The sequence below is a fragment of the Burkholderia sp. 9779_493 genome, from assembly GCF_015712215.1.
In the GTDB taxonomy this organism is placed as follows: Bacteria; Pseudomonadota; Gammaproteobacteria; order Burkholderiales; family Burkholderiaceae; genus Burkholderia; species Burkholderia cenocepacia.
The window spans coordinates 1-26,076 of sequence record NZ_JACCQA010000040.1; the positions used below are offsets into that span (position 1 = coordinate 1).

A 26,076-nucleotide genomic window follows, 5' to 3' on the forward strand; every position below is an offset into this window, starting at 1 on the left:
CGTCCGGCGTGCCGTCGCCGTTCGTGTCGATGTTGACCGTCGCACCCGCTTCGGCCGTACCCGACAGCGACGTACCGTCCGTCGCGTTCACTGTCGGAATTGACGGAGCCGTCGTATCGATCGTCAGCTCGAAAGCCGTGCTCGGAACACTCACATTGCCTGCCGTGTCCGTGGCGGTGACGGTCAGGCTGTGCGCGCCCTCTCCCAAACCCGTGGTCGGCGTGAACGTCCAATTTCCGGACGGGTCGGCCGTCGTCGTACCCAACAACGTCGTGCCGTCATACACGCTCACTGTGCTGCCTGCCTCCGCTGTACCGCTCAATGTCGGCGTCGCGTCATCAGTACTGCCGCCGGAAATGATCGCACCAACAACAGAACCCACGTCATCCGTCACGGTGCCGATGACCGGCGCACCCGGTGCCGTCGTGTCACCCGTCACCGTTACCGAGGCAGACGGGCCCGTGTTGCCTGCCGCATCGGTGGCCGTCACGCCGATCACCGTACCAGCCGGCAGCGGGGTCGAGGGCGTGTACGTCCACGCGCCGCTGGGGTCGGCTGTTACGGTGGCGTCCGGCGTGCCGTCGCCGTTCGTATCGATGTTGACCGTTGCGCCCGCTTCGGCCGTACCCGACAGTGACGTACCGTCCGTCGCGTTCACTGTCGGAATCGCCGGAGCCGTCGTATCGATCGTCAGATCGAAGGCCGTGCTCGGAACACTCACGTTGCCGGCCGTATCCGTTGCGGTGACGGTCAGGCTGTGTGCACCCTCACCCAGTGCAGTAGTCGGCGTGAACGTCCAGTTTCCGGATGGGTCCGCTGTCGTCGTGCCGAGCAACGTCGTGCCGTCATACACGCTCACTGTGCTGCCTGCTTCCGCTGTACCGCTCAATGTCGGCGTCGCGTCATCAGTACTGCCGCCAGAGGCAATCGCACCAACAACAGAGCCCGCATCGTCCGTCACCGTACCGATGACCGGCGCACCCGGTGCCGTCGTATCGCCCGTCACCGTTACCGAAGCAGACGGGCCCGTATTGCCCGCCGCATCGGTGGCCGTCACGCCAATCACCGTGCCAGCCGGCAGCGGGGTCGAGGGCGTGTACGTCCACGTGCCGCTCGGGTCGGCTGTTACGGTGGCATCCGGCGTGCCGTCGCCGTTCGTATCGATGTTGACCGTCGCACCCGCCTCCGCCGTGCCCGACAACGACGTACCGTCGGTCGCGTTCACTGTCGGAATCGACGGAGCTGTCGTATCGATCGTCAGGTCGAAGGCCGTGCTCGGAACACTCACGTTGCCGACCGTGTCCGTGGCGGTGACGGTCAGGCTGTGCGCGCCCTCTCCCAAACCCGTGGTCGGCGTGAACGTCCAGTTTCCGGACGGATCTGCCGTCGTCGTGCCCAGCAACGTCGTGCCGTCATACACGCTCACCGTGCTGCCTGCTTCCGCTGTGCCGCTCAATGTCGGCGTCGCGTCATCAGTACTGCCGCCAGAGGCAATCGCACCAACAACAGAGCCCGCATCGTCCGTCACCGTACCGATGACCGGCGCACCCGGTGCCGTCGTATCGCCCGTCACCGTTACCGAGGCAAACGGCCCCGTATTGCCCGCCGCATCGGTGGCCGTCACGCCGATCACCGTGCCGACCGGCAGCGGAGTCGAGGGCGTGTACGTCCAGACGCCGCTCGGGTCAGCCGTCACGGTGGCGTCCGGCGTACCGTCGCCATTCGTATCGATGTTGACCGTCGCGCCCGCTTCCGCCGTGCCCGACAGCGACGTACCGTCCGTCGCGTTCACCGTGGGCAGCGCGGGAGCCGTCGTATCGATCGTCAGCTCGAAGGCCGCGCTCGGGGTGCTCACGTTGCCGGCCGCATCCGTCGCAGTCACCGTAATCGAGTGCGCGCCCTCGCCCAAACCCGTGGTCGGCGTAAATGTCCACTTCCCGGACGAATCCGCTGTCGTCGTTCCCAGCAGCGTCGTGCCGTCATACACGCTCACCCTGCTACCCGCTTCCGCGGTACCGCCGAGCGTCGGCGTCGTATCGCTCGTCGCACCGCCGATCGTCACCGGATGTTGTGCATCGTCGCTGACGGCCGTAATCGCAGGCGTTTCCGGCACGATCGTATCCACCACGATCCCCACCGTGCTCAGCTCGCTCGTATTGCCGCTACTGTCGGTCTGCGTCACGGTGATCTGATGGGCGCCCTCCGGCAACGTACCGGGCGTGTACGACCAGCGCCCGTTCGCGTCCGCAGTCACCGCACCGATCGTCTGACCATCGACCTGGATCGTCACCGTCGTGTTCGGCTGAGCGCCCGAACCCGCGATCGTCGGCGACGCCCGCCCCGTGACGATATTGCCGTTGCCGTCGGTCGACTGCCCATCGATCGAATCGATCGCCAGTCGCGCCGGCCCGGTCGGCGTTCCTCCGCCACTGGCGCCGCTACCGCCGTCATCCCCACCGCCGCCGCTGGCCGCGGCTGCCGCAATGCCGCCGGCCGCGGCGACGCCGCCGAGTATTCCGAGCAGCGCACCAGTCGACAACCCGTCGCCGATCGGCGCATAAGTGAGCGCCGCATCGACGATGCCATCGCCGGTCGCCTGCAGTGCGGGGCCGAACTGCACAAGAAATCGCCCGTCGTCCTGAACGAAGACGAGATTGTGATAATCCGCGCCGTTCTCGAAGAACGCCTGAACGCGCACTGTTCGGCCGTCCTTGAATTCGACGACCAGGTCGTTCCCCGAACGCGCATAGTTGGCCACGTCCTCCTTGTGGGCCGACAGCAGAAAATTCGCCGGGCCTCCCGGCGACGCGACGACCTGCGAACCGTTGGCGACCGGAACATCGACGTGATTGCTCAAGACCGACGAGGAAACCATTGCCCGACTCCTTGTAGATGGATGTGACAAAACCTGGCCCGTCGATGACAGGCAAACGTTCAACCAAACAGGCGCGACGGAGCACGACGCGAATTCGCGCCGCTGCAAACCGGGTATCCGGCTCGCGCGGGACGCAACGAGCCGCTAGCCCGCCCGAGGCGGCCTATGCCGGAAAAGGAAGAATGGAGCCGGGGCTGCTACGGAATCAGGGATGAGTCCAGACGGCCGGAACAGCCGTTCGCCCTGCGTGCCGGGAAATGGCCCAATACAACGCGCCAGTCCGACGGACATACGTGTTTGATGGCCCTCGCGCCGCGGGTGTTGTCCACGCGGCGATTTTTTGTTTGATATTGGATCTGCATTTCTACCGCCCTCGCCATATTAGTTATTTCCTTTTATCGCGAATCATCAACAATTCGCTTGATCAGGGCGAATTGCCGCGGTGCACCATCACTCTCTCTATGTACCGCTCGTGCCTGCGTTTAGATTACACCGGTCTTTCACGTACATGATTGCACTCCACTGGCACTTTTACAAATATTTTCAGCCTTTCTTTCGCATATTTCCCGTCGCTTATAAAAACATAAACAATTGTCTGGATTGGTTCACCTTATTCGCTGTCGTGGCAATGATTCACCGCGATACGGGTTACCCCGAAAGCACCGCTGGAAACCGAATGTTTTCGGCCCAGCCGGCGCGACAAGGCGCATGTACGCACGCTCGCACCCAACGCTGCAGGGTGAAAAATGAAATCGAACCTCACCATGCAACTATATTGAGATCGAGCATTTCGACGCGTCGGATCTTGCCAAAAACCTCTTCGACGACAAGGATTTTCGCGAGACGCTTCTCTCTTCCCGACATTCACTCAAAAACTTCCGACATCCGGGCGCTTCCGACCCCAGCATCCGTTTCTGCCTGGATGCCCGGAATCCAATTGAACTTTCACCGCAACCCTGTCCGCTCATACCAAAAAACCCGCCTCCCGAAAACCACACCCGATGAATCCAGAAACGAAATAAACGACCTGGTCTTTATTAATTGAATCGTCGCCGCAGACAATCGATGCTCATTTCGTCCGTGTCCTGGCCGCCATCGGCACGCCGCGTATCGTGCGTGCATCGGCCGCGGTCCTGAATTACCATCGTGCATCCCCGCCCCGCAAGCCTGGCCGTTCGCGGTTCAAGGTCGGAATATCCCGGATCAATCGATCGTGCTCGCCCTCATCATCCTCGCCGGCCTGTGGGCCGGCCTGCAGAACGCTCTCGCCGGCGGCGGCTCGTTCGTCACGCTGCCCGCGCTGATCGTGTCGGGGATGTCGCCGCTCGCGGCCAACATCACGTCGACGGTCGCACTGTTCCCCGGCCAGGTCACGACGGGCTGGGCGAGCCGGAACATGGTGAGCGGCGTGGGCAGGCTGCCGTTTCGCGCGCTGTTCGCGATCAGCGTGGTCGGCGGCGCGCTCGGCGGGCTGCTGTTGCTGAAGACGCCTTCGTCGATCTTCTCGCGCCTCGTCCCGTGGCTCGTGCTGTTCGCGACGATCGTGTTCGCATGGGGCAGCTTCTTTCGCAAGCCGGGCGCGGGCACGCAACATCTCGGCCCAGTCGCGGCCGGGGCCTCGCAGTTCCTGATCGCGATCTACGGCGGCTACTTCGGCGGCGGCATCGGGTTCCTGATGATGGCCGCGCTGACGATGGCCGGCCTGCCGCCGCGTCGCGCGATGTCGACCAAGAACGCGCTCGCGGGCGTGATGAATGCGTCGGCGGTCGTGCTGTTCCTCACCTCGCCGCACCTTCACTGGCGCGCGGCGATCGCACTCGGCGGCGGCGCCATCGTCGGCGGCCTGCTCGGCGCATGGGCGCTGCATCGCGTCAACGAACGCGTGCTGCGAATCGCGATCGTCTGCATCGGCGTGCTGCTGACCATCGGGTTGTTCGTCAAACCGATCTGACCCACGCCCACGCCTGCCGCGATCGCGGCAATTGATGAGCAAACCGCAAGACGTCTTTCGCATATCTCGTTTGCCGTCGCGGCGGTGTCCGCCGACAATCCGGTTTGTCGCCATCATCGCCCTCTCGCGGGCACCGACCGGCACACCGTGGCCGCCATTTCGATACACCGCAGGCGGCCCCGCACATCGCGTCACACACGCTCCCTCGACATCGGCGCCCCGCGGCGGCAGAACGCTTGCCGCCGCGCCGCCCGATACGTTCCCGGCCAACAATAACTAGAGGTAGGAGATGCAGGACAACTCGTTGAGGCAAAGCCTCAAGCAACGGCACATCACGATGATCGCGCTCGGCGGCGTGATCGGCGCGGGCCTGTTCGTCGGCTCCGGCGCGATCATCGCAACGGCCGGCCCCGCGGCGATCCTGTCGTACCTGATCGGCGGCGTGATCGTCACGCTGGTCATGTTCATGCTCGGCGAAATGGCGTCCCGCAATCCCGACAGCGGATCGTTCTCCACGTATGCGAGCAGCTATCTCGGCGAATGGGCCGGCTTCGCGGTCGGCTGGCTGTACTGGTTCAAGTCGATGATGACGATCACCGTCGAAGCGATCCTGCTCGGCGCGATCCTCCACGATTTCCTGCCGTGGCTGCCGATCTGGGGCGGCGCGCTGTTCATGCTCGTCACGCTGATCGCGAGCAACGCGTATTCGGTGCGCTCGTTCGGCGAAGCCGAATACTGGCTGTCGTTCGCGAAGGTCGCGACGATCATCGTGTTCATGGCGCTCGGCGCGTCGATCCTGCTCGGCTTCCAGCCGCGCATTCCCGCGCCGGGGCTCGTGAACCTCACGGATCACGGCGGCTTCATGCCGAACGGCATCTCGCCCGTGCTCGCCGGCGTGATGGTCGTGATCTTCTCGCTCGGCGGCAGCGAGATCGCGGCAGTGGCCGCGGGCGAATCGGAAAACCCGAGCAGGAACGTGATCCGCGCGATCAAGAGCGTGATCGTGCGCGTGATGGTGTTCTACGTCGGCTCGGTGTCGATCCTGATCCTGTGCATGCCGTGGACCGACAAGGCCAACCTGAAATCGCCGTACGTATCGCTGTTCGGCATGGCAGGCTTCACGGAGGCCGCCGTCGCGATGAAGATCGTGCTGTTCGTGTCGTTCATGTCGGTGATGAACTCGTTCCTGTTCTCGAACTCGCGCATGCTGTTCTCGCTGAGCCAGCGCGGCCACGCGCCCGCGGTGTTCGGCCGCACCAACGCGAAGGGCGTGCCGATGAACGCGCTCGTGCTGTGCCTCGCGATCTGCGTGTCGATCCTCGGCATTCACTTCGTGAGCGGCGGCGACCTGTTCCTGATGCTCGCGAAGAGCAGCGGCGCGTTCGTGATGATCGTGTGGATCTTCATCATCGTCGCGCACTTCGCGATGCGCCGGCAGACGAAGCACGAGCAACGCGATCCGACGGCGTTCCGCGCGTGGTTCTATCCGGTATCGAACTGGGTCGCGCTGCTGGCGCTGGTCGCCGTGCTGGGGTCGCAGGCGTTCAACCCGGATTCGCGCTTCCAGTTCTGGTTCACGGTGCTGACGGCGCTCGCGATCGTCGCGGCGTACTTCCTGCGGCGCAAGCAGCCGTCGTTCGGGCAGGCCGCCGGCGCGAAGGGGCGTTGACCGGCGGGAGGCCGACCGGCGTGCGCGTTCCGTTCAGCCGAACGGCCGCACGCCGATCAGCGGGCCGTGCAGGAACAGCGCGAACACGGCCCAGGCGACGAGCCCGGCCGCCACGGTTGCGAGGTCGCCGGCCAGCCCGCCGGCCGGATAGCGGACACCGTCGCTGCGATCCCGCGCACGCGACACGACGAAATCGACGATCGACCACACGAAGAACGCACCGAACAGCACGACCGCATGCACGGTGCCGTTCACGAGCAGGTGCGCCACCGCCCACACCATCACGCCGGCCAGCATCGGATGCCCGACGAGCGTCTTGATCCGGTTGCGCGGCACGTAGGACGCGGCGATCAGCACGAATGCGACCGCGGTCAGCATGCCCGTCAGGTGGCGCACGCCGACCGGCGACACCCACAGCAACGTCGCGCCCGCGCGGGCGATCCCGTACCCCCAGATGATCAGCACGAAGCCGACGATCGACGCGATCGCGTAGCCGCCCTTCCAGCCTTTCTCGCCGATCCGATCGATCGTCGCGGACCGCCAGCCGTCGGCGACGATCCGGACCGAGTGCACACCGAGGAAGATCGCTAAACCGAGAATCAGGACGAGCATCGGCTGTCTCCGTCTGGAATGATGAGTGGGGAAGCGTGCCGCGCGGCGTACGGTGCGCCGTTCGCGGGCCGGCGGCGAGGCCGGCGCGGGTCGCGCGACGCACGGGCGCAGCCCGCGCCGATCATAAACGTCGGGGCCGCCGTTGTGAAGCACGCAGGATGTGCGGTGCGTCACGCTCGATGCGTTCATGCGCCGGATCGCGCGGGCCAGTCGCCCGCGCGGCGTGCTGGTCGGCCGCGACGAGGCGGTCTGAAAGAAAGGAAAGCGAACCTTGCGAGGCTGTCGCGCCACGCGGCCGGTATTACGTCTGCTTGCGCTTCGCTGCCGGTTTCGGTGCCGGCGCGGATGATGATTTCGATGCCGGTTTCGCTTTCTGCGCCGACGCCGGTTTCGATGCGGATTTCGCCGCTGGCGTGGATGCCTTTTTGGGCGCCGGTTTCGCTGCAGGCTTCGGCGCCGCCCTCGATCCCGTCTTCGACACCGCCCGCGCCTTGCGCTTCGGCGGCCCGGCCAGCAGCGCCGCGCGATACGCGCTGCGGCACCAGTCGAACAGCGCGCCCGCATCCTCGAGCACGTCGGCCGGCGTTTCGTAATAGCCCTCGAGCGAGACGGTGCGCGTGGGCCGCGCATACGAGAACGGCCCCATCCCCGCCGCGACGAACGCCGGGCGATTCACGTCGTCGACACGCAGGAACAGCGACCCGCGCGACAGGAAGCCGAACATCACGCCGTCGAGCCGCAAGGCCGCCCCGCTGAAGAACCGTGCTACGGCGACCGTACCGAGCGGCGCAAGCTGATACGCAATTTCCTCGCCGTGCGCCTTCTCCGCCTGCCAGCTCATGCGGACGCCTCGCAGCGCTGCGTCCACGCATCGAACTCGGCCGCGTCGACCCCGACGGCCGCCGCGCTCTCGCGAATCTGCCGCCACGTTGCGCGGTCGACCGGAATCCCGGCCGTGCCGCGTGCGGCGCGGCTCGCCTCTTCCGGCTCGCCGGGCACCTGCACCGGCGCATCGCCGGCCCGCGGCGACGCCTTCGCCCACGCGACGAACGCATCGGCTTCGCGTTCGGCATCGGCCGCGTCGAACGCGTTCGGATCGATCAGCACCGACAGCATTCCGTTGACGATCGCGCTCGTCTTCTGCAGCGTATCGCCGTACGTCGTATGCCCGCCCACCAGCGCGCCGCCGAAGATCTCGCACATCGCCGCGAGCGCATAGCCCTTGTGCAGCCCGAACGGCAGCAGCGCGCCGAACGGCTGCTCGTGCATCACGGCCGGATCGTCGGTCGGCTGGCCGCGATGGTCGATCAGCGACCCGGCCGGCACGCGCTTGCCCTGGTTGTACGCGACACGCGTCTTGCCGTACGCGATCGCACTCGTCGCGAAATCGAGCAGCAACGGCGGCTTGCCCGCCCGCGGATACGCGGCGCAGAACGGATTCGTGCCGAAACGCGGATCGGTGCCGTGCAGCGGCGCGACCAGCAGGTCGCCCGGCACGTTGACGAAATGGAACGACACGAGCCCGGCGCGCGCGCACTGCTCGGCCCAGTGCCCAATGCGGCCGAGGTGATGAACGTCGCGCAGCCCGATCGCGCAAATGCCCATGCGCCGCGCGCGCTCGATTCCTTCGACCATCGCCTCGAACGCGATCACCTGGCCGAAGCCGCGCCCGCCGTCGATCGTCAGCACCGCGCCGCCGTCGCGGACGATCGACGCGTGCCCGTTCAACTGCAACTGCCCTTCGCGCCACGACGCGACGTAATTCGGGATCATCCCGATCCCGTGCGAATCGTGGCCCGCGAGATTCGCGCCGACCAGGTGATCGGCGACCAGCGTCGCCTCGCGCGGGTGGCTGCCGGCCCGTTCCCAGAGTGCCGCGACGAAGGCATGCAGCGGTTCGGCGCGCATGCGCAGCGGTTCGGTATCGGGCGTCGGCAGTGCGGTCATCGGCAACACTCCATCAAGGCGGTTCGGGTCGGGCAACGGTACGTCGAACGTTGCGCCGATCAGCGCGCGGTCGCGATCACGTCGGCAACGGCCGCGGTGAGCTTCTTCGCATACGGTACGGGCAGGAACTCGTTCGGGCCGTGCGCGTTCGACTTCGGCCCGAGCACGCCGCACACCATGAATTGCGCTGCGGGGAAGCCTTCCTGCAGCACGTTCATCAGCGGGATCGTGCCGCCGAGGCCCATGTACGCGCAGTCGGCGCCGAAGTGGCGGCGCGACGCGGCGTCGAGCGACGACGCGAGCCACGGCGCGAGATCCGGCGCGCTCCAGCCCGTCGCGGCGCCGGCGTCCGGCTTGAACGTGACCTTCGCGTTGTACGGCGGATCGAGTTCGAGCAATTCCTTCAGTTGCTGGACGGCCTGCGCGGCGTCGACGAGCGGCGGCAGCCGCAGCGACAGCTTGAATGCGGTGCGCGGACGCAGCACGTTGCCCGCATCGGCGAGCGCCGGCATGCCGGCCGCGCCCGTCACCGACAGCGACGGACGCCACGTCGAATTCAGCAGCGCCTCGCGCGGATCGGTCGTGGTCGGCAGCACGGGCTTGCCATCCTGGCCGCACGCCCACGGCAGCCCCTTCCACACCGTGTCACCGAGAATCGCGGCAGCGGCCTCGGCTTCGCGCACGCGGCTCGACGGAATCTCGCAATGGAACACGCCCGGCAGCAGGTTGCCGTTCTTCGCGTCTTCGAGGCGTTCGAACAGCTGGCGCATCACGCGGAAGCTCGACGGCGCGATGCCGCCGTAGACACCCGAGTGGACGCCTTCTTCCAGCACCTCGACCTGCAGGTCGCCGGACACGAGGCCGCGCAGCGACGTGGTGAGCCACATCTGGTCGTAGTTGCCGGCGCCCGAATCGAGGCACACGACGAGCGACACCTGACCGAGCCGGTCGCGCAATGCGTCGACGTACGGCAGCAGGTCGTAGCTGCCCGACTCCTCGCACGTCTCGATCAGGCCGACGCAGCGCGGCCGCTCGATGCCCTGCTCGTCGAGCGCGCCGAGCGCCGCGAGGCTTGCGTAGATCGCATAGCCGTCGTCCGCGCCGCCGCGGCCGTACAGCTTGCCGTTCTCGAACTTCGGCGTCCACGGGCCGAGGTCCGCGCGCCAGCCGTCGAATTCGGGCTGCTTGTCGAGGTGGCCGTACAGCAGGATCGTGTCGGTGCTGCCCGAGCGCGTGGCCGGAGACTCGAAGAAGATCACCGGCGTGCGGCCCGGCAGGCGCACGATTTCGAGCTTCAGGCCCTTCACCGGCTGCCGTTCGGCCCACTGCGCGGCATCGGTGACGACGCGCTCGAGATATCCGCGTTTCGCCCAGTCGGGGTCGAATGCGGGGCTCTTCGCGGGAATCGCGATGTAGTCGGTCAGGGCGTGGAGGATTTCATCGTTCCACTTGCGCTCGATGAAGGTAACGAGCTTGTCATGGTCGAGGACGGGGGTAGTGTCGACGGAAGTCATGGTGGGGGTGCCTGGATCGGGCTGACGAAAACCCAGATCATACGCCGATGCGCCCCCGCCGGCGCCCCTCCTGGCCGTTCAGACAGCGTTCGGAAATGCGTCGCGCAGCCCGGCCGCGCGGGTGAGCGCATCGTGCCGCAGGGACGGCTTTTCATCGTCGCGCGAGCGCTCCGGCCCGACACCCGCTACGTGCCGCCGCGATCCATCCCGCGCCGGTACGCGGCCGGGCTCGTCGCCGCGACGCGCCGGAAATGCCGGCGCAGCGACTCCTCGGAACCGAACCCGGCGCGCGCCGCGACTTGTGCGAGCGGCAGCGCGGGCTGCGCCTCGAGCATGTCCTTCGCGACGTTCACGCGCTCGCGGATCAGCCACGCGAGCGGCGACATCCCCGTCGCATCGGAGAACTGACGCTGCAGCGTGCGCGTGCTCATCGCGGCCTGCGCGGCGAGCGACGCGAGCGTGTGCGGCTCGGCCACATGCGCGCGCATCCAGTCGATCAGCTTGGCGAGCCGGTCGGTGCCGCCCGGTGCGACCGGACGCGGCACGAACTGCGCCTGGCCGCCGTCGCGATGCGGCGGCAGCACGAGACGCTGCGCGACGCGGTTCGCGATCGCGCCGCCATGATCGCGGCGCACGAGATGCAGCAGCATGTCGAGCCCCGCCGCCGAGCCGGCCGACGTGACGATCTGCCCTTCGTCGACGTACAGCGCATCGGGATTCACGCGCAGCGCCGGATTACGGGCCTGCAGGCGTTCCGCATACCGCCAGTGAGTCGTCACGGTGAGGCCGTCGAGCACGCCGGCCGCCGCGAGCACGAACACGCCCGAACAGATCGAGCAGAGCCGCGCGCCGCGCCGGTGCGCGGCCCGCAGCTTCTTCAGCAACGGCTCGGGCGGCAATTCGTCCGGATCGCGCCAGCCGGGAATCACGATGGTGTCCGCGCGATCGAGCGTCGCGAGCCGGTAGGGCGCGGCAACGGTAATGCCGCCCGCCGCGCGCACCGGCCCCGGCTCGCTCGCGGCTACCGCGAAGCGATACCAGTCGACGCCGAGTTCGGGGCGCTCGAGCGCGAACAGTTCGACCACGCAGCCGAATTCGAACGTGCAGAGCCGATCGTAGGCGAGCGCGACGACGAGATGATTGTGCATGGCGCGATGTTACCGGAACTTGTCGATCGCGCCACTGCCGCGACCCGCGCCGAACCGCGATACTGCCCTTCATTGCGGCGCATTTCGTGCCCGTTCAACCCGGAGAGCCTGACCATGTCCCACGTCACCGACGTCCCCGCCGCCGACAGCCCCGCCGCCCTCGCGCATTTCGAGGCCTCGCTGCGCTTCGAGACCGATTGCTGGGACGTGCACGACGCGTTCGCATCCGGCACGCCCGATTTCGTGCTGCTCGACGTGCGCGGCCCCGACCAGTTCGCCGCCGGCCACGTGCCCGGCGCGCGCAACCTGCCGCACCGCAAGATCGTCGAAAGCAAGCTCGCCGGCTACCCGGCCGACACGCTGTTCGTCGTCTACTGCGCGGGGCCGCACTGCAACGGCGCCGCCCGCGCGGCGATCCGGCTCGCGCGCCTCGGCCGCCCGGTCAAGCTGATGATCGGCGGCGTGACGGGCTGGCTCGACGAAGGTTTCGCACTGAGCAACGACGTGCAGCCGGCGGACGTCGAACCCGCCTGATCGTCACTAAAAGCGCAACAATCAATTGCCTGCACACGAACGGAAAAAGCGCGACAATCAGCCTCATTGCAGTTCGGACGGAGCAGCACCATGCATGATGCAGTCCTGATTCAAGTGGCCGGTTCAGTCGCGGCGATCGCGCTCTATTTCCTGCCGGCCGTCATTGCCGACCGGCGCGGCCGGCACGACAAGCTGACGATCGCGATGTTCAACGCCCTGTTCGCGTGGACAGGCATCGGCTGGCTGATGACGCTGTACTGGGCGTGCCAGCCGAACCCGCGCACCGACGTCGCGCAGACGATCCTCGCGAAGCGCCGCGGTATCAGCATGCGGACTTTTTCGACCGGCCTCGTCGAACGCGTGCAACGCCGTGTCGCCGCCCAGGAGCAATGGGCGGAAAAACAAGGCTGTCGGTAAGTCCCTCTTTCCCCTTCACCGACTCGCGTCGAACTTCGGCATCCTGACATTGGTCGACGCGCGGTAATCCCACTTCAGTGCGTCACGCGGCGGCCAGCCGCCCGCGTGCAACCGCGCCGCGAATGCCCCCGCCGTGACCGCCAGTGCGATCCGCTCGCCCGGACATCCATGCGGCCCCGTGCCGAAGCCGAAATTCGGCCCCGCCGTGCGGCCGGGCATCAGCCGGTGCGGCTCGCGATGCACGGCCGGATCGCGATTCGCCGCCGCCAGCACGACGAGGATCGCGTCGCCGGCTTCGACGCTCACGCCTTCGATCGTCGTGCGTGCCGCGACGAAGCGGCGCGTGTTCTGTACCGGTGAATCGAAACGCCCGACTTCGGCGACGAATGCGTCGATCGCGGCGGCGTCCGGCACCTCGCGTGCTTCGCCGTTCCACGCCACGAGTGCATTGCCGAGCCATGCAGCGGTCGCCTCGCATGTCTGCGACAGCAACCCGACGAGATTCGCGACCAGCGCGCCGCCCGCCTGCCAGCCCGACGCGCGGGCCGCCTGCTGTACCGCGGCGACCAGCGTGCCGTCCTGCGCATGCGACTGCGCGACGCGTTCCGTCATCCGGTCGAGCAGTTGTCGCGCCGCGTCGCTCGCGCGCGCCAGCGCCGCGGCATCCGACAGCGGCGACAGTGCCGCGACGAATTCGACGACCCGCGCCGCGATGTCGTCGAGCTGGGTTTCGTCGAAGCCGAGCAGCTCGGCAACCGCGCACACGGGCACCGTCATGCACCACGCGTTCAGCGCGTCGGCATCGCCGGGCGCGGACAACCGCCGCGCGGCAATCGCCTCGGCGCGATCGCGCAGCGCGGCCGGGTCGAGCGGCGCGAACGCCGCACGCAACGCCTGCTTCGGTACGTCGTGTCGCGATGCACCCTCGTTCATGCGTACCAGCTCGCCGAACAGCGCGCCGGCCGTCGTGCCGCGCAACGCGGGCGGCACCGGCGCGTCGAGCGGGCGCACGCGGCAGGCCGGATCGCCGAGCACGGCCGTCACGGCCGTCGCGCGGCTCGCGACCCACAGGCCGAGCGTGGCATCGAACGCGAGCGGCGGCCCGTCGACGAGCGCGGCGTAATAGGGATAGGGACCGCGGTGCGTGACCGCGGCAATGGGATCGGTCGGGTTCATGCGCTCAGTATCGGCGCAGTGCGCCGCCGCATGTTTCGGGATGGCGTGAAATGTCGCGGTACGGACGGGGAGCGATGAGTCACGGCATGGCTGAGGCGGCCGGCGTCAGGCCGCCGATCGGTCGCGGTGCGACTGCATGCGCAGCCGGACCCGCCCGGCCGAAATCGCGCGCGGTTCGGGCACCACCGTGTCGTGATGGAACATTTCCTGCCGGAATTCGCCGCTTTCGTCGAACCACTGGCAGATCAGCCAGTCGCCGTCGTCGAACACGACCGGCCCGGCATACGTGACGGTCATGCGCGGGCCGCCCGTTTTAAGCGTCACGACATCGCCCACGCGAAACCTCATGCGGTGATTTTCTCGGATCGTCATCGCTCTCTCAGCTTTTTATATATTGAATATATTGATATTCCCGGCGGCGCACTGACCGGCCATTGGAACGTGCCGCAGATTATCAATCAAAAAATCATCCGGCAACTGCCGCGCGCGGCAACGCTCTGAACAATAACCTGCAACAATGCGCGGGATCGTCACGCCTGACGGCCCGCCGGGCGTCAGGCGCGGCGCGCCGGCTGTGGCCGAACAGGCGGAATGCGGAGAATAGACGATGATTTTCGCGTCGTCATCGACGATTAATTCGGACGCGAAACCGGTTGATTATTGTCAATCAATGTTTCGCCGTAAACGATTCCGGCTTTTATTGGGGCTCATTCGTCGAACAAAATCGGCGAATTATCCGGCGCCGCAAACCAGCGGTTGATATCGCGCCCCGGCACGGCCGCCTGGGTAAAGGTGAAGGTGCCGTCGCGCCTCATCTCCGTCGCCGCGCGCAGGAACGCGCCGAGCGCGGCCCGCGCCAGCGCGCCGCCGACGCTGACACGCTTCACGCCGAGCGCCGCCAGTTCGTCGAGGCTCAGCAGCCCGCCCTGCAGGCCCATGACGACATTGACCGGCGCGCCGACCGCCCGCGTCACCGCCGCGATCTCGTCGGCGTCGGTGATGCCGGGCGCGTACAGCACGTCGGCGCCGGCGTCGCGATAGGCGACGAGCCGCGCGATCGTGTCGTCGAGGTCGCGGCGGCCGTGCAGGTAGTTTTCGCAGCGGGCGGTCAGCGTGAACGGAAACGGCAGCGCGCGCGCCGCGTCGACGGCCGCCGCGATGCGCTCGACCGACGCGTCGCGCGCATAGATCGGCGTATCGGCGCGACCGGTCGCATCCTCGATCGAGCCACCGACCGCGCCGGCTTCGGCCGCCAGCCGGATCGTTTCGGCCACCGTGCCGGGCGCGTCGCCGAAGCCGTTCTCGAGATCGGCGCTCACCGGCAGGCCCCCCGCGGCGACGAGATCGGCGATGTGATCGAGCATCGCGTCGCGGTCAATCGCGTTGTCGGGCTGCCCTTTCGAAAACGCGTAGCCGGCGCTGGTCGTGGCGAGCGCCTCGAAGCCGGCCATCGCGAGCAGGCGCGCGGTGCCGGCGTCCCACGGGTTCGGGATGATGAACGCGCCGGGGCGCGTATGCAGCGCACGGAAAGCTTCGGAGTGGCGGGCTTGCAGGTCGGAACGGATCATCGCGAACTCCAGGGACAGTGTTGACGGGTGAGCTTACGCCGGTCGTGCACGCGACGTTTCAGCTTTCGTCGAAATGTCGTCGCGCAACAGGAAGAATGCGGCCCAACGCCGAATGCAGGCAACCCCGCGCGGCCGCCCGCGTCGGTTCACGTCGATACGGGCCGCCCGCCGTCGCTGCCGAGCAACACGTCGGTGACGGCCTCGGAGAACCGCATCGCGCGACCGTCGATCAGCACGCCATCCGGATTCGACGGATCGCGCACCGCTGGCGGCACGCCATGCGCAAGCAGCACGCGCGCGCACGCCTCCCAGTCGGCCTCACCGGCTCCCTCCGGTTCGTTGACCGACGCCCACGACAACGTACCGAGCGCGTCGCTGCCGAACCCGTGCAGGTCGCGCCAGCCCGCACCGTGCGCGAGCAGAAACGCCAGCAGTTCCGCATCGCCGCGGAACACCGCGTGATTCAGCGCGCTCGCGTCCCAGTCGCCGCCACGCGCGTCGATCGGCCAGCCCAGCTCGACCATCACCTTCACCGCATCGCGCGAACCCCATGCGGCGGCGTCCGGCAGCAACCGCAGCCGGTCGTCGGACAGCGCACCGGGCAGTTCGCGATGACGCCCCTGGATGCGCCGTGCGTCGTCGGCATCGGCGCGCGCGCACGCCGCCACGAACGCGTCTTGCGCATCGAGCGCTTCCTCCGCGCCGGCCGCGCGCAACAGCGCCGCGACATCGGACAATCCGGTCTGCATCGCGAGCCGGTACGCGCTGACGCCCGCGGCGGTCCGCGCGTGGGGATCGGCGCCGGCCGCCAGCAGCGCGGCGACGTGGCGCGCCGGGCAACGCACGGCGATCGCGCGCAGCAACGGCGCGCCCCACGTCCTGGTCGGCCCCTCGCCGGCCGGTTCGTTCGGATCGCCGCCATGCGCGAGCAGCAGTTCGAGCGCGGCCGCGTCCGGCACGTCGAGCGCGCGTCGCAACGCATTCGTCCCGCCCACCCGCGCGCCGTGCTCGAGCAGCAGCCGCGTGCACGCCGGGTTCTCCACCGAGTGATACAGCGATTCGCCGTCGTTCGGATCGGCGCCGGCTTCCAGCAGCATCGCGGTGAGCGCCGGATCGCGCTGGACGCCGGCGGCGCCATAGAGCGCCGACAGCGGCGCCGACGCATCGGGCGCGGCGAGCGAGGCCGGCGGATACCGGTTGCCGATCCGCTGGTTCGGATCGGCGCCCGCATCGAGCAGATGACGCGCGCACGCACGCAACCTCGCCGCGAATTCGGGAAGCTGCCCGAGCCGCGAATGCGTGACGGCGACGAGCGGCGGCAGCTTCAGCGCCCCGCCGGCGCGCGCGATCCAGCCGGGATCGGCGGCCAGCGCGGCCTTCACCGCGTCGAGATCGCCGGCCGCACACGCGATGGTCGGGTCCGCCGAAACGAGATCGGGATGATCGAGCAGCAATTGCGCGGCGACGCGCGGCCGGGCCGCGTCGAAGCCGCCCGTCACGTCGGCGCCGTAAGCGAGCTCCAGCCAGCGGCGGATCAGCAGCGGCCGCGGTTCCCGCGTGAGCGCATGGGTTTCGACGAACACGCCGAGATCGGCCCACGAAGCAAAACCGTACTCGCGCGCGATGCAGGACTGCGCGTCGTGCAGGCGCAGCCCGAGCGCGAGCGTTTCGTCGTGCGTGCGATTCGCGGCGGCGGGCAGCGACTCGACGAAGCGCGCGACGGCATCGGCGTCACCCTGCCGGTACAGGCGCAACAACGCCTTGGCCTGCTTTTTCAGATGATCGGGATGGGCGTTGGGAGGCAGCTTTTTCATGCGGATCCTCGTGCATGGATGGCCGAAGGTCCGCAATACCGCCAGCACAAAGGATGGGGAAAGACCGGATTTGCCGCGACAGGTGGGTTGAACCCTTTCCGCGGACCCGGAAGCGACCTGCATCGCTGCCCGGTATCGTAGGCGACGGCCGCCGGCAACGTCAATCGTGCCGCGCGGCGGCGCTCAGCCCGCGAGTTTCTTCGTCAGGAAAATGCGGCTGTGCCCGACCGGATAATCGGGCAGCTCGCCGAAGCGGACATAGCCGCGCTTCTCGTAGAACGGTCGCGCCTGGAAGTCGAACGTGTCGAGCCACGCGCTGTGGCAGCCGCGCGCGACGGCCTCCTGTTCGGCCAGGTCCATGATGCGCGTGCCGGCGCCCTGGCCGCGCGCGGCCTCGGGCACGACCAGCAGGTCGACATGCAGCCAGCCGAACGCCGTGCCGCCCCACAGGCCGCCGACCACCGCGCCGGCCTCGTCGGTCACGATCACGGCCAGCGGCCGGAAGTCGACCGGGCCGGCCTGGCTTTCGTTGAAGCGGATGAGCGGCGCGACGATCTGCTTGCGCACCGCCGCGTCGCCCGCATCGGTCACTGCGTAGGTCAACGTCATCGAGTTGCGTCGGGTCGTGAATGAAAGTGATGCGAGGGGGCTGAAACTGCCCGTGCCGCGCCCGTCAAACGACGTACGCGCCCTTCGCGTGCAGTTCCGCTTCGGTCCGCTCGAGCGCCGCGATCGCATCGCTGCCTTCGAGCGCCAGCAACTGCGCGACCAGCGCCTCGGCCATCGCATGCGCGGCCACCAGCGACGGAAAGAACGACGGGCTGTCGTGCGTGAAGATCAGTTGCGCGTCCGCGTGCAGCGCGATCGGCGACACGGCGCTGTCGGTGATCGCGACGATCCGGCTGCCCTGCGCCTTCGCGGCCTGCGCGACGCGCGTCGCTTCGGCCGAATACGGCGCGAAGCTGACGATCACGGTCACGCTCTGCTTCGCGATCGTCCGCAGCTCCATTTCGAGCGAACCGGCGACGCCGTTCAGCAGCGACACGGTCGGCCGGAACAGCCGGTAGCCGTAGACGAAACCGAACGCGACCGGATAGCACGAGCGAAACCCCGCCACGTGCACATGCGATGCCTTGCGGATCAGCTTTGCCGCATCCGCGAGCGCATGCTCGTTCTGCGCGGCGGTCGCCGACAGGTTGTGCTGCTGCGCGGCGAGCAGGTCGTGCGCGAGCGACGCCTTCGCGTCGGGCCGCACGAGCGAGCGCGCACGCTGCGTGAGCGGCTCGGGCCGCGTGCGCACGCGCGCGACGCACAGGTCGCGCAGCTCGTTCCAGCCGGGAAAGCCGAATTGCTGCGCGAGCCGCACGAGCGACGCAGGCTGCACCTGCGCGCGCTGCGCGACCTTGCGCATCGACGACGTGGCGACTTCGTCGGGATGATCGAGCAGGAAGGCGGCGCCCGCCTGGAATTGCGGGCTCAGCTCGGAAAATTGCGCCCGGATCCGGGACGCGAGTTCGTCGAAATTGGCGGCCATCTTGATGGGAACGGGAACCGGTCGTCCATGGTATCACCGGCCCCGCGCGCATCGGTCAGCGCAGCACTTCGACGTGATCGGCGTCGACCTTCACGCGGCCCGACCATTTGCGCTCGAATTCGCCGGTCAGCTTCACCTCGTTCTTGTCGCTGACGGGCTGGCCCGCCGCCCACAGCTTGTGGTCGATTTCGACGTGGATCGTGCCGGTGGCGTCGGCGAACTCGTAATCCTCGCCGCCGACGTGCTTGACGATGCGCCCCTGCAACTGCACGTGCTGGTCGTCCCGGCCGTTGGCGAGCAGCGCCTTCACGGTCGTCGTCGTCAGCGCGGACGGCCCCGTGTATTGCGCGTAGACGGCGGCGGGCAGCGCGACGAGCGCGACCGCCAGAATTCTGGCCAGGTGTTTCATGATCGTGGTCCTCTTCTTCGATGTGGCGCCGCGCTCCGTTGAACGCGACGGCGTCAGATTACGGACCGTAAGATTAAGCAAACCTGAAGGGCATGCCGAAGTGACACGGTGCCGCATTGGACGAGTACGAAAACCGCGCGGCGCCCTGCGCGCATTTAAGCTTGGTCTAAGACGCGTGCGCTTATCATGGGAATCCCGGGCGCCGCGGCGCCCCGTTTGAAGAGACACGAATTCATGCGCGTACTGCTCGTCGAGGACGATCCGCTGATCGGCAGCGGGCTCGAACAGGGCCTCAAACAGGAAGGCTTCGCGGTCGACTGGGTGAAGGACGGCGACGCCGCGTCGCTCGCGCTGCGCGCGACCGGCTACGGATTGCTGCTGCTCGATCTCGGGCTGCCGAACCGCGACGGCCTGTCGGTGCTCGCCGCGCTGCGCCGCCGCGACGAAAACCTGCCCGCGATCATCATCACCGCGCGCGACGGCGTGCCGGACCGCATCGCCGGCCTCGACAGCGGCGCGGACGACTATCTCGTCAAGCCGTTCGAGCTCGACGAGCTGCTCGCCCGCATCCGCGCGGTCAGCCGCCGCCATGCGGGTCGCGCGCAGACGACGCTCGCGATCGGCCCGCTGCGGCTCGATCCCGTCAAGCACCTCGTCTGGCTCGACGGTGACGAAGTGCCGCTGTCGCCGAAGGAATTCGTACTGCTGCACGAGTTGATGCGCGAACCGGGCGCGGTGATTTCGCGCGAGCAGTTCGAGGAACGGCTGTACAGCTGGGGCGAGGAAATCGAGAGCAACGCGGTGCAGGTGCATATCCACAACCTGCGCAAGAAACTCGGCCACGACATGATCCGCACGGTGCGCGGCGTCGGCTACCGGATCGGTGACGGCACGTGACGCGCATGGAACGCGCGGTCGAGCGCTGGCGCAACGCGTCGCTGCGGCGGCGCCTGCTGACGTGGCTGCTGCCGGCCGCGTGCGTGATCGGCCTGGTCGCGAGCGCCGGCACCTACTGGGGCGCGCTGCGCGAGCTCGACGACCTGCTCGACGACCAGATGCGCAGCATGTCGAAACAGATCGTGGTCGGCCCGAACGGCGAGCTGTCGTTCAGCAACCATGCCAAAGGCAAGCACGGCTTCGAAGCGAGCGACCCCGACGCGGTGCTGCTGCAGGTGTGGCGCAACGGCACGCTCGTGTATTCGACCGATCGCGACTCGAAGCTGCCGCCGCCCGCGCAGCAGGGCATCGCGAGCGTCGACGTCGGCGGCCAGCCGTGGCGCACCTATGTGACCGAGCGCGGCGGCACGACGATCCGGCTCGCACAGGCGCGGCATGCGCGCTGGGAAGCGATCGCGGGCATCGCCGTCCACCTGCTGTGGCCCGTGTTCTCGATGCTGCCGCTGCTCGCGCTCGGCCTGTGGTTCGGCATCGGCGCGGGGCTGCGGCCGCTGCGGGCGATCGCGTCCGGCCTGAAACGCAGGAATGCGAACAACCTCGAACCGGTCGACGTCGCGTCGATGCCGAACGAGGTCCGCCCGCTCGCCGAAGCGATCAACGACCTGCTCGCGCGCCTCGACCGCTCGTTCACGCTGCAGCGGCACTTCATCGCCGATGCCGCGCACGAGCTGCGCACGCCGATCATGGGGCTGTCGATCCAGTCGCAACTGCTGCGGCGCGCGGCGACGGCCGAGGAACGCGAGCACATCCTCGCGCAGATCCATGCGGGCACGACCCGCCTCGGCCACCTCGCCGAACAGTTGCTGACGCTCGCGCGCCTCGAACCCGATGCGCAGGCGGTCGTCTCCGCATCGGCGCCGGTCGATCTCGCCGCGCTGTGCCGCTCGGTGGTGTCCGATCGCGCACGCGTCGCCGACGCGCACCGGATCGATCTCGGCGCGATCGTCGACGTGCCGGTGATGGCCGCGGGCAATGCCGACACGCTGCGCGTGCTGCTGAACAATCTCGTCGACAACGCGATCCGCTATGCAGGCGAAGGCGCGCGCGTCGACGTGTCGGCGCGCGTCGACGGCACGACGCCCGTGCTCGAAGTCGCGGACGACGGCCCCGGCATTCCGGAAGCCGAGCGCGCCGACGTGTGGGAACGCTTCTATCGCGGCGAAGGCGCGCAGGCCGCCACGTCGTCGGGCAGCGGGCTCGGGCTGTCGATCGTCAAGCGGATCGCCGAACAGCATCGCGCGACCGTCTCGCTGGGCACCACCCGCGGCGGACGCGGGCTGACCGTCACGGTGCGCTTCCCGCTGCCGGCCTGATGCGCGGGCGGCCGAAGGCTTGTCCACAGATAATGTTGGCAAGCTTGTGGACAACCCTCCATTAACAGCACCAAGCCATTGATCGGAAAGGGTTTGCCGTGCGTGCGCGGCAAATGCGCCGGCCAGGGGCAAGCACGCACGCGCGCGTCACTTCTCGTGGACGATCCGCTCGCCCCAAAGATCGGTCGAGGTTTCACGGATGTTCGCGTGCGCTTCCACGCTGCAATACCGAAGCCCCTTCGTCTGTCGACACTCGCCCATCAATTTGACAACTAGTTGTCTATTACGTAAAGTAGTTGTCAATTTACGACCCGAGCTGGCCATGACGAAATCCGACAAGTTGACCGCCGTCGCGCTATCCGTATTCCGGTTGAACGGCCTGCTGATCGAATGGGGCAACACCTTCGCCGGGCCGCACGGCTTGACCAGCGCGCGCTGGCAGGTGCTGGGCGCGATCTCGATGGCGCCGGACGCGCCCAACATCCCGCAGATCGCCGACACGATGGGCATCACGCGGCAGGCCGTCCTGAAACAGATCAACGTGCTGACCGACGAAGGGCTGGTGCTGTCGTTGCCCAATCCGGCGCACAAGCGCTCGCCGTTGTATGCGCTGACGCCGCGCGGCGAAGCGGCCTATCAGGCCGTGGTCGAGCAGTGGCAGCGGCATGTCCGCGACATCGCCGGCGACTTCAGCTCTTCCGACCTCGACGCGGCGCTGCGCGTGCTGTCGGCGATGTCCGGCGCGCACGGCCAGGACGGCCACGCGTAGCCGCCCGCTCGCCCTCTACCTCACCAGGAGCACCCATGCCCCAGTTCAAGCCGATGGATCCGGCCTTTCCGATCCAGCAACAGATTGCGATCGACGCGGACCCGGTCGTGCTCGTCAACGTGTTCACGCTCGCGCCCGCCGACGAAGCCGATTTTCTCGCCGCCTGGAAAGACGACGCGGCTTTCATGAAGCGGCAGCCGGGATTCATCTCGACGCAGCTTCATCGCGCGCTCGGCGACAGCCCGACCTACCTGAACTACGCGATCTGGGAATCGACGGACGCGTTTCGCGCGGCCTTCACGCATCCGGAGTTCGTCGCCAAGCTGTCGGCCTATCCGTCGTCCGCCGTCGCCAGCCCGCACCTGTTCCAGAAGGTCGGCGTGGCCGGTATCTGCACGGCGTGAGCGGGCATGCGAAGCGTGGCAGTGCGTGGCATCGGCCGCCTCGCGAACGTGGAGTTCTCCACAGAAAATGTTGGCAAGCTTGTGGATATCCTGCGCACCGCGACGCTAAACCCTTGATCCGATGGACTTTGGCACGCGTGATGCAGACACGGCGCGCGCCATGGCCATCGCGCACACCGCGTCGCCGCACTTCGCATCACGACGCCACGGCGATGTAGTCCCGATGTACTCCGATGCAGTCCGATGCACGCTCGATGCGCGTCGTAACGGCCGGCGCTGCGCCACTTACCCACAGATTGTGTTGGCAAGCTTGTGGATATCCTGCGCAAGCCTGCGCTAACCCATTGATCGGTCTACGGTTCGTGCCACGTGTCATCGTTTCGGCAGCGCGCGGTAGCGGCCGGCGCGCACGCGGACGATTCAGTGCGATCGCAGCGCGGCGCCGATACCTTGACGCCCGCGCCCGTCACCCATCAAGATCACGCAAGCCGCACGCGGCCGCGCATGGCCGGCAACGCGCGTCGGCGCCACGGGCCGGCCGTTCCGCCGGCACCGCATGACGACATTTCAATCCGAGGAAGACCATGGAACACTTCACCGCGTGGCAATTGCTCATCTCGCTCGTGCTCGTCGCCATCGTCGTCTATCCGTACGTCCGCATCGTCCGGCGCACCGGGCATTCGGGCTGGTGGATCCTGACGATGTTCGTCCCGGTGCTGAACTTCATCATGTTGTGGGTGTTCGCGTTCGCGCGCTGGCCGGCCGTCGGCGATCGGCAGCCCTGAGCGTTGCCATCGCGGCAGCGCGCGGGCTTGTCCACAGATTGTGTTGGCAAGCATGTGGATAGCCTGCGCATACCGCGATCAAGCACTTGATCCGAAAGACTTTGTCCGCGCCGCCTCGAAAACGGCACGCGAGCGGCCAATCACCGATTATGTGCTGCCTCGACGCGTGACGCGCCGGCTGCCACGCTGCTCGCCGCGCTTGTCCACAGATTGTGTTGGCAAGCGTGTGGATAGCCTGCGCATACCGCGGCCAAACGCTTGATCCGAAAGACTTTGTCCGCGCTGCTTCAAACGCGGCACGACGGCGGGCGCATGCCGGGCGCCGCCGCGTGCGGGCTTGTCCACACTTTTTGTTGGCAAGCATGTGGATATCCTGAGCATGCGCGATCTAAGTCGTTGATCGCACAACGTTTGATCGCGCGGGTCACGACTGCGGCACGGCGCGCCCGCGGATCTCGCCACGCACGCCGCGCCGCGCGGCTCAACCGAACGTCTGCGCGACGATGCGCGCGACCGACGCGATCACGTCATCCTTCGCCCGCGCATCGGCTCGCGTCTGCGTGTAGTACACGGCCAGCACGATCGGCGCGCGCGACGTCGGCCAGATGACGCCCGCGTCGTTCGTCGTCCCGTAGTCGCCGGTACCGGTCTTGTCGCCGACGGTCCATCCGGCCGGCACGCCCGCACGAATCCGCTTGTCGCCGACCTTGTTGCCGCGCAGCCACGCGACGAGCTGCGCACGCTGCGCGGCCGGCAGTGCGTCGCCGAGCGTCAGCACGCGTATGCTGGCGGCCATCGCGGCAGGCGTCGTCGTGTCGCGCGGGTCGCCCGGCAACGCGGTATTCAGTTCGGTCTCCCATCGATCGAGCCGGAACGCGTCGTCGCCGATCGAGCGCGCGTAGGCGGTGACCGCCGACGGGCCGCCGATCAGCTTCATCAGCAGGTTCGCGGCCGAATTGTCGCTGTACTGGATCGTCGCCTCGCACAGCGCGGCCACCGTCATGCCCGCGCCGACATGCTTCTCCGACACCGGCGAATAGTTGACGAGGTCGGCCTTCGTATACTTCACGCGCTGTTGCAGCAAGCCCGGCCGCTCGACGCTCTGCGCGAGCACCGCCGCACTCAGCATCGCCTTGAACGTACTGCAGAACGGGAAGCGCTCGCCCGCGCGATGCTCGATGACCCGGCCGCTCGCCGTGTCGATCGCGCATACGCCGAGACGGCCGCCCGCGTCGCGTTCGAGATCGGCGAGCGTCGCTGCTGCCGCGGCGGGCGCCATGGCGTCCGCGGCAGCCGCTGCCGCCGCCGTGGCCGGGTCCGGCGCAGCGGCCTGCCGCGACGCGCACGCGGTGGCGGTGAGAACGAGCGGCGCCGTCGCGGCGGCCAGCAACAGGGTTCGACGTTTCGATGAGTAGGTCATGTCGGTTGTCTCGTGGTGGAATGGCGGCGCAACGGTGTCGGGAGAGGGAAAACGGCCGGCCGCCGAGACAGCACTATCGAGACTTTACGGTTGCCTGACAAGCAACGATAATTGAGCGCTGACAAAAGAAATTCTTATGACGAAGCTCCGCCCTCATCTTCCGCTCAATGCGTTGCGCGCGTTCGAATCGTCGGCGCGCCACCTGAACTTCACGCGCGCCGGCCTCGAGCTGAGCGTGACGCAGGCCGCCGTCAGCCAGCAGGTGCGCTCGCTCGAGGAGCGGCTCGGCTGTACGCTGTTTACGCGGTTGCCGCGCGGCCTCGGGCTCACCGACGAAGGGCGTGCGCTGCTGCCGGTGCTGAGCGACGCGTTCAGCCGCATCGAAACGGTGCTCAAGCAGTTCGACGGCGGGCGTTTCCACGAAGTGCTGACGCTCGGCGTCGTCGGCACCTTTGCCCTAGGTTGGCTAATGCCGCGGCTGAAGCAGTTCGGTGACACGCACCCGTTCGTCGAGCTGCGGCTGCGGACCAACAACAATGTCGTCGACCTCGCCGCCGAGGGCCTCGACTTCGCGATCCGTTTCGGCGAAGGCAACTGGCCGGCGACGCGCAACGAGCGGCTGCTCGATGCGCCACTCACCGCACTGTGCACGCCGGAGATCGCGCGGCGCCTCGCGCGGCCGGCCGATCTCGCGAACGAAACGCTGCTGCGCTCGTACCGCACCGACGAATGGCTCGGCTGGTTCGACGCCGCACGGCTCGAACCGTGGGCCGTCAACGGACCCGTGTTCGATTCGTCCCGGCTGATGGTCGAGGCCGCGATGCAGGGTGCGGGCGTCGCGCTCGCGCCCGCGTGCATGTTCGCGCGCGAACTGCAGCTCGGCCAGCTCGCGCGGCCGCTCGACATCGACGTGCGCGCGGGCGGCTACTGGCTCACGTCGCTGAAGTCGAAACCGCTGACGCCCGCGATGACGCTCTTTCGCGACTGGATCGCGGCCGAGGCGGCCGGCGCCGCGCCCGTCGAATAACGCCGCTTGTCCACAGAAAGTGTTGGCAAGGATGTGGATATCCTGGGTACCTGGCGCCTAAGCCCTTGATCGCGCACGCATTAGCGTGCCGGTGCACGGCGCGGGCAGCCTTTGCGCACGGGCTTCGTGCCCCGGTCGCATTCCGGCCGGATCCTCAACCCCTGCGACGCAATCGATTGCGAGTTGTCCACAGATTTTGTTGGCAAGCCTGTGGATATCCATCAGATCGGACG

24 protein-coding genes are annotated in these 26,076 nt (G+C 67.7%); 10 read left to right on the plus strand and 14 right to left on the minus strand.

Annotated elements, in window-relative coordinates:
- The coding region (locus H0X95_RS29915) for an Ig-like domain-containing protein (protein ID WP_196446312.1) at positions 1 to 2,875 on the minus strand (2,875 nt) is incomplete at its 3' end.
- Between the two features lie 1,213 nt (positions 2,876 to 4,088).
- Here H0X95_RS29915 and H0X95_RS29920 point away from each other — a divergent pair.
- Together H0X95_RS29920 and H0X95_RS29925 are read left to right on the plus strand one after the other, a co-directional pair.
- Positions 4,089 to 4,826, plus strand: coding sequence for a sulfite exporter TauE/SafE family protein (locus H0X95_RS29920; protein ID WP_006490854.1), 738 nt, complete (start codon positions 4,089 to 4,091; stop codon positions 4,824 to 4,826).
- A gap of 289 nt (positions 4,827 to 5,115) precedes the next feature.
- Positions 5,116 to 6,495, plus strand: coding sequence for an amino acid permease (locus H0X95_RS29925; protein ID WP_006490861.1), 1,380 nt, complete (start codon positions 5,116 to 5,118; stop codon positions 6,493 to 6,495).
- 33 nt (positions 6,496 to 6,528) lie between these two features.
- On the opposite strand, the gene H0X95_RS29930 is transcribed toward H0X95_RS29925, so the two are convergent.
- The 5 genes from H0X95_RS29930 to ftrA all read right to left on the minus strand — a co-directional run bounded on the left by H0X95_RS29930 (position 6,529) and on the right by ftrA (position 11,716).
- Positions 6,529 to 7,107 carry an NnrU family protein gene (locus H0X95_RS29930; protein ID WP_006490860.1) on the minus strand — a complete coding sequence of 193 codons (579 nt, stop codon included), beginning with the start codon at positions 7,105 to 7,107 and terminating at the stop codon, positions 6,529 to 6,531.
- A gap of 301 nt (positions 7,108 to 7,408) precedes the next feature.
- Complete coding sequence (locus tag H0X95_RS29935; protein WP_006490858.1) at positions 7,409 to 7,948, minus strand: TfoX/Sxy family protein; 540 nt, start codon at positions 7,946 to 7,948, stop codon at positions 7,409 to 7,411.
- Complete coding sequence (locus tag H0X95_RS29940) at positions 7,945 to 9,054, minus strand: malate/lactate/ureidoglycolate dehydrogenase (protein ID WP_006498874.1); 1,110 nt, start codon at positions 9,052 to 9,054, stop codon at positions 7,945 to 7,947. The genes H0X95_RS29935 and H0X95_RS29940 overlap by 4 nt, the downstream gene beginning before the upstream one ends.
- 59 nt (positions 9,055 to 9,113) lie before the next feature.
- Positions 9,114 to 10,568, minus strand: a complete 1,455-nt coding sequence (locus H0X95_RS29945) for a M20 family metallopeptidase (protein ID WP_196446313.1) — start codon at positions 10,566 to 10,568, stop codon at positions 9,114 to 9,116.
- Between the two features lie 185 nt (positions 10,569 to 10,753).
- Positions 10,754 to 11,716, minus strand: a complete 963-nt coding sequence (ftrA, locus tag H0X95_RS29950; RefSeq protein ID WP_196446314.1) for a transcriptional regulator FtrA — start codon at positions 11,714 to 11,716, stop codon at positions 10,754 to 10,756.
- A gap of 114 nt (positions 11,717 to 11,830) precedes the next feature.
- On the opposite strand from ftrA, the gene H0X95_RS29955 reads away from it, so the two are divergent.
- Both H0X95_RS29955 and H0X95_RS29960 read left to right on the plus strand, forming a co-directional pair.
- On the plus strand, positions 11,831 to 12,250 hold the full coding sequence (locus H0X95_RS29955) for a rhodanese-like domain-containing protein (protein ID WP_058903385.1): 420 nt from the start codon (positions 11,831 to 11,833) through the stop codon (positions 12,248 to 12,250).
- A gap of 90 nt (positions 12,251 to 12,340) precedes the next feature.
- On the plus strand, positions 12,341 to 12,667 hold the full coding sequence (locus H0X95_RS29960; RefSeq protein ID WP_006490851.1) for a superinfection immunity protein: 327 nt from the start codon (positions 12,341 to 12,343) through the stop codon (positions 12,665 to 12,667).
- Between the two features lie 15 nt (positions 12,668 to 12,682).
- Here the strand turns inward: H0X95_RS29960 and H0X95_RS29965 are convergent, their stop codons facing one another.
- The 7 genes from H0X95_RS29965 to H0X95_RS29995 all read right to left on the minus strand — a co-directional run bounded on the left by H0X95_RS29965 (position 12,683) and on the right by H0X95_RS29995 (position 19,168).
- Positions 12,683 to 13,843, minus strand: a complete 1,161-nt coding sequence (locus H0X95_RS29965; protein WP_196446315.1) for a cytochrome P450 — start codon at positions 13,841 to 13,843, stop codon at positions 12,683 to 12,685.
- Between the two features lie 105 nt (positions 13,844 to 13,948).
- A complete protein-coding gene (locus H0X95_RS29970; protein WP_034178596.1) occupies positions 13,949 to 14,215 on the minus strand; it encodes a YodC family protein in 267 nt (88 codons plus the stop codon).
- A gap of 335 nt (positions 14,216 to 14,550) precedes the next feature.
- Positions 14,551 to 15,411: an isocitrate lyase/PEP mutase family protein gene (locus tag H0X95_RS29975; protein ID WP_196446316.1), complete on the minus strand. Its 861-nt coding sequence runs from the start codon at positions 15,409 to 15,411 to the stop codon at positions 14,551 to 14,553.
- A gap of 146 nt (positions 15,412 to 15,557) precedes the next feature.
- Positions 15,558 to 17,225, minus strand: a complete 1,668-nt coding sequence (locus H0X95_RS29980; RefSeq protein WP_125331651.1) for an ankyrin repeat domain-containing protein — start codon at positions 17,223 to 17,225, stop codon at positions 15,558 to 15,560.
- A gap of 183 nt (positions 17,226 to 17,408) precedes the next feature.
- Positions 17,409 to 17,834: a GNAT family N-acetyltransferase gene (locus tag H0X95_RS29985; RefSeq protein ID WP_006485684.1), complete on the minus strand. Its 426-nt coding sequence runs from the start codon at positions 17,832 to 17,834 to the stop codon at positions 17,409 to 17,411.
- Positions 17,835 to 17,898: 64 nt separating this feature from the next.
- Complete coding sequence (locus H0X95_RS29990) at positions 17,899 to 18,759, minus strand: MurR/RpiR family transcriptional regulator (RefSeq protein ID WP_006485686.1); 861 nt, start codon at positions 18,757 to 18,759, stop codon at positions 17,899 to 17,901.
- A 55-nt stretch (positions 18,760 to 18,814) separates the two neighbouring features.
- Complete coding sequence (locus H0X95_RS29995; protein ID WP_077188780.1) at positions 18,815 to 19,168, minus strand: YgiW/YdeI family stress tolerance OB fold protein; 354 nt, start codon at positions 19,166 to 19,168, stop codon at positions 18,815 to 18,817.
- A 234-nt stretch (positions 19,169 to 19,402) separates the two neighbouring features.
- Between H0X95_RS29995 and H0X95_RS30000 the strand changes: the two genes are divergently transcribed.
- The 5 genes from H0X95_RS30000 (at position 19,403) to H0X95_RS30020 (ending at position 23,396) form a co-directional block, all read left to right on the plus strand.
- Complete coding sequence (locus tag H0X95_RS30000; protein WP_006485687.1) at positions 19,403 to 20,065, plus strand: response regulator; 663 nt, start codon at positions 19,403 to 19,405, stop codon at positions 20,063 to 20,065.
- Between the two features lie 5 nt (positions 20,066 to 20,070).
- Entirely contained in the window at positions 20,071 to 21,438 is a 1,368-nt protein-coding gene (locus H0X95_RS30005; protein ID WP_006485692.1) for an ATP-binding protein, read from the plus strand.
- A 322-nt stretch (positions 21,439 to 21,760) separates the two neighbouring features.
- On the plus strand, positions 21,761 to 22,207 hold the full coding sequence (locus H0X95_RS30010; protein WP_006485683.1) for a MarR family winged helix-turn-helix transcriptional regulator: 447 nt from the start codon (positions 21,761 to 21,763) through the stop codon (positions 22,205 to 22,207).
- A 35-nt stretch (positions 22,208 to 22,242) separates the two neighbouring features.
- Entirely contained in the window at positions 22,243 to 22,611 is a 369-nt protein-coding gene (locus H0X95_RS30015; RefSeq protein ID WP_006485685.1) for an antibiotic biosynthesis monooxygenase family protein, read from the plus strand.
- Positions 22,612 to 23,195: 584 nt separating this feature from the next.
- Entirely contained in the window at positions 23,196 to 23,396 is a 201-nt protein-coding gene (locus tag H0X95_RS30020) for a membrane protein (protein ID WP_006485688.1), read from the plus strand.
- 481 nt (positions 23,397 to 23,877) lie between these two features.
- Here H0X95_RS30020 and H0X95_RS30025 read toward each other — a convergent pair whose 3' ends face one another.
- Positions 23,878 to 24,816, minus strand: coding sequence for a class A beta-lactamase PEN-B1 (locus H0X95_RS30025; protein ID WP_109342732.1), 939 nt, complete (start codon positions 24,814 to 24,816; stop codon positions 23,878 to 23,880).
- Positions 24,817 to 24,952: 136 nt separating this feature from the next.
- Here H0X95_RS30025 and penR point away from each other — a divergent pair, with 136 nt between their 5' ends.
- Positions 24,953 to 25,843: a beta-lactamase transcriptional regulator PenR gene (gene penR / locus H0X95_RS30030; protein WP_196446317.1), complete on the plus strand. Its 891-nt coding sequence runs from the start codon at positions 24,953 to 24,955 to the stop codon at positions 25,841 to 25,843.
- Positions 25,844 to 26,076: the final 233 nt, after the last annotated feature.

Bases quoted from the DNA above. Each gene is read 5' to 3' on its own strand.
- H0X95_RS29925 (WP_006490861.1), top strand. From the start codon at position 5,116: ATGCAGGACAACTCGTTGAGGCAAAGCCTCAAGCAACGGCACATCACG.
- H0X95_RS29930 (WP_006490860.1), bottom strand. From the start codon at position 7,107: ATGCTCGTCCTGATTCTCGGTTTAGCGATCTTCCTCGGTGTGCACTCG.
- H0X95_RS29935 (WP_006490858.1), bottom strand. From the start codon at position 7,948: ATGAGCTGGCAGGCGGAGAAGGCGCACGGCGAGGAAATTGCGTATCAG.
- H0X95_RS29940 (WP_006498874.1), bottom strand. From the start codon at position 9,054: ATGACCGCACTGCCGACGCCCGATACCGAACCGCTGCGCATGCGCGCC.
- H0X95_RS29945 (WP_196446313.1), bottom strand. From the start codon at position 10,568: ATGACTTCCGTCGACACTACCCCCGTCCTCGACCATGACAAGCTCGTT.
- ftrA (WP_196446314.1), bottom strand. From the start codon at position 11,716: ATGCACAATCATCTCGTCGTCGCGCTCGCCTACGATCGGCTCTGCACG.
- H0X95_RS29955 (WP_058903385.1), top strand. From the start codon at position 11,831: ATGTCCCACGTCACCGACGTCCCCGCCGCCGACAGCCCCGCCGCCCTC.
- H0X95_RS29960 (WP_006490851.1), top strand. From the start codon at position 12,341: ATGCATGATGCAGTCCTGATTCAAGTGGCCGGTTCAGTCGCGGCGATC.
- H0X95_RS29965 (WP_196446315.1), bottom strand. From the start codon at position 13,843: ATGAACCCGACCGATCCCATTGCCGCGGTCACGCACCGCGGTCCCTAT.
- H0X95_RS29970 (WP_034178596.1), bottom strand. From the start codon at position 14,215: ATGACGATCCGAGAAAATCACCGCATGAGGTTTCGCGTGGGCGATGTC.
- H0X95_RS29975 (WP_196446316.1), bottom strand. From the start codon at position 15,411: ATGATCCGTTCCGACCTGCAAGCCCGCCACTCCGAAGCTTTCCGTGCG.
- H0X95_RS29980 (WP_125331651.1), bottom strand. From the start codon at position 17,225: ATGAAAAAGCTGCCTCCCAACGCCCATCCCGATCATCTGAAAAAGCAG.
- H0X95_RS29985 (WP_006485684.1), bottom strand. From the start codon at position 17,834: ATGACGTTGACCTACGCAGTGACCGATGCGGGCGACGCGGCGGTGCGC.
- H0X95_RS29990 (WP_006485686.1), bottom strand. From the start codon at position 18,759: ATGGCCGCCAATTTCGACGAACTCGCGTCCCGGATCCGGGCGCAATTT.
- H0X95_RS29995 (WP_077188780.1), bottom strand. From the start codon at position 19,168: ATGAAACACCTGGCCAGAATTCTGGCGGTCGCGCTCGTCGCGCTGCCC.
- H0X95_RS30000 (WP_006485687.1), top strand. From the start codon at position 19,403: ATGCGCGTACTGCTCGTCGAGGACGATCCGCTGATCGGCAGCGGGCTC.
- H0X95_RS30005 (WP_006485692.1), top strand. From the start codon at position 20,071: ATGGAACGCGCGGTCGAGCGCTGGCGCAACGCGTCGCTGCGGCGGCGC.
- H0X95_RS30010 (WP_006485683.1), top strand. From the start codon at position 21,761: ATGACGAAATCCGACAAGTTGACCGCCGTCGCGCTATCCGTATTCCGG.
- H0X95_RS30015 (WP_006485685.1), top strand. From the start codon at position 22,243: ATGCCCCAGTTCAAGCCGATGGATCCGGCCTTTCCGATCCAGCAACAG.
- H0X95_RS30020 (WP_006485688.1), top strand. From the start codon at position 23,196: ATGGAACACTTCACCGCGTGGCAATTGCTCATCTCGCTCGTGCTCGTC.
- H0X95_RS30025 (WP_109342732.1), bottom strand. From the start codon at position 24,816: ATGACCTACTCATCGAAACGTCGAACCCTGTTGCTGGCCGCCGCGACG.
- penR (WP_196446317.1), top strand. From the start codon at position 24,953: ATGACGAAGCTCCGCCCTCATCTTCCGCTCAATGCGTTGCGCGCGTTC.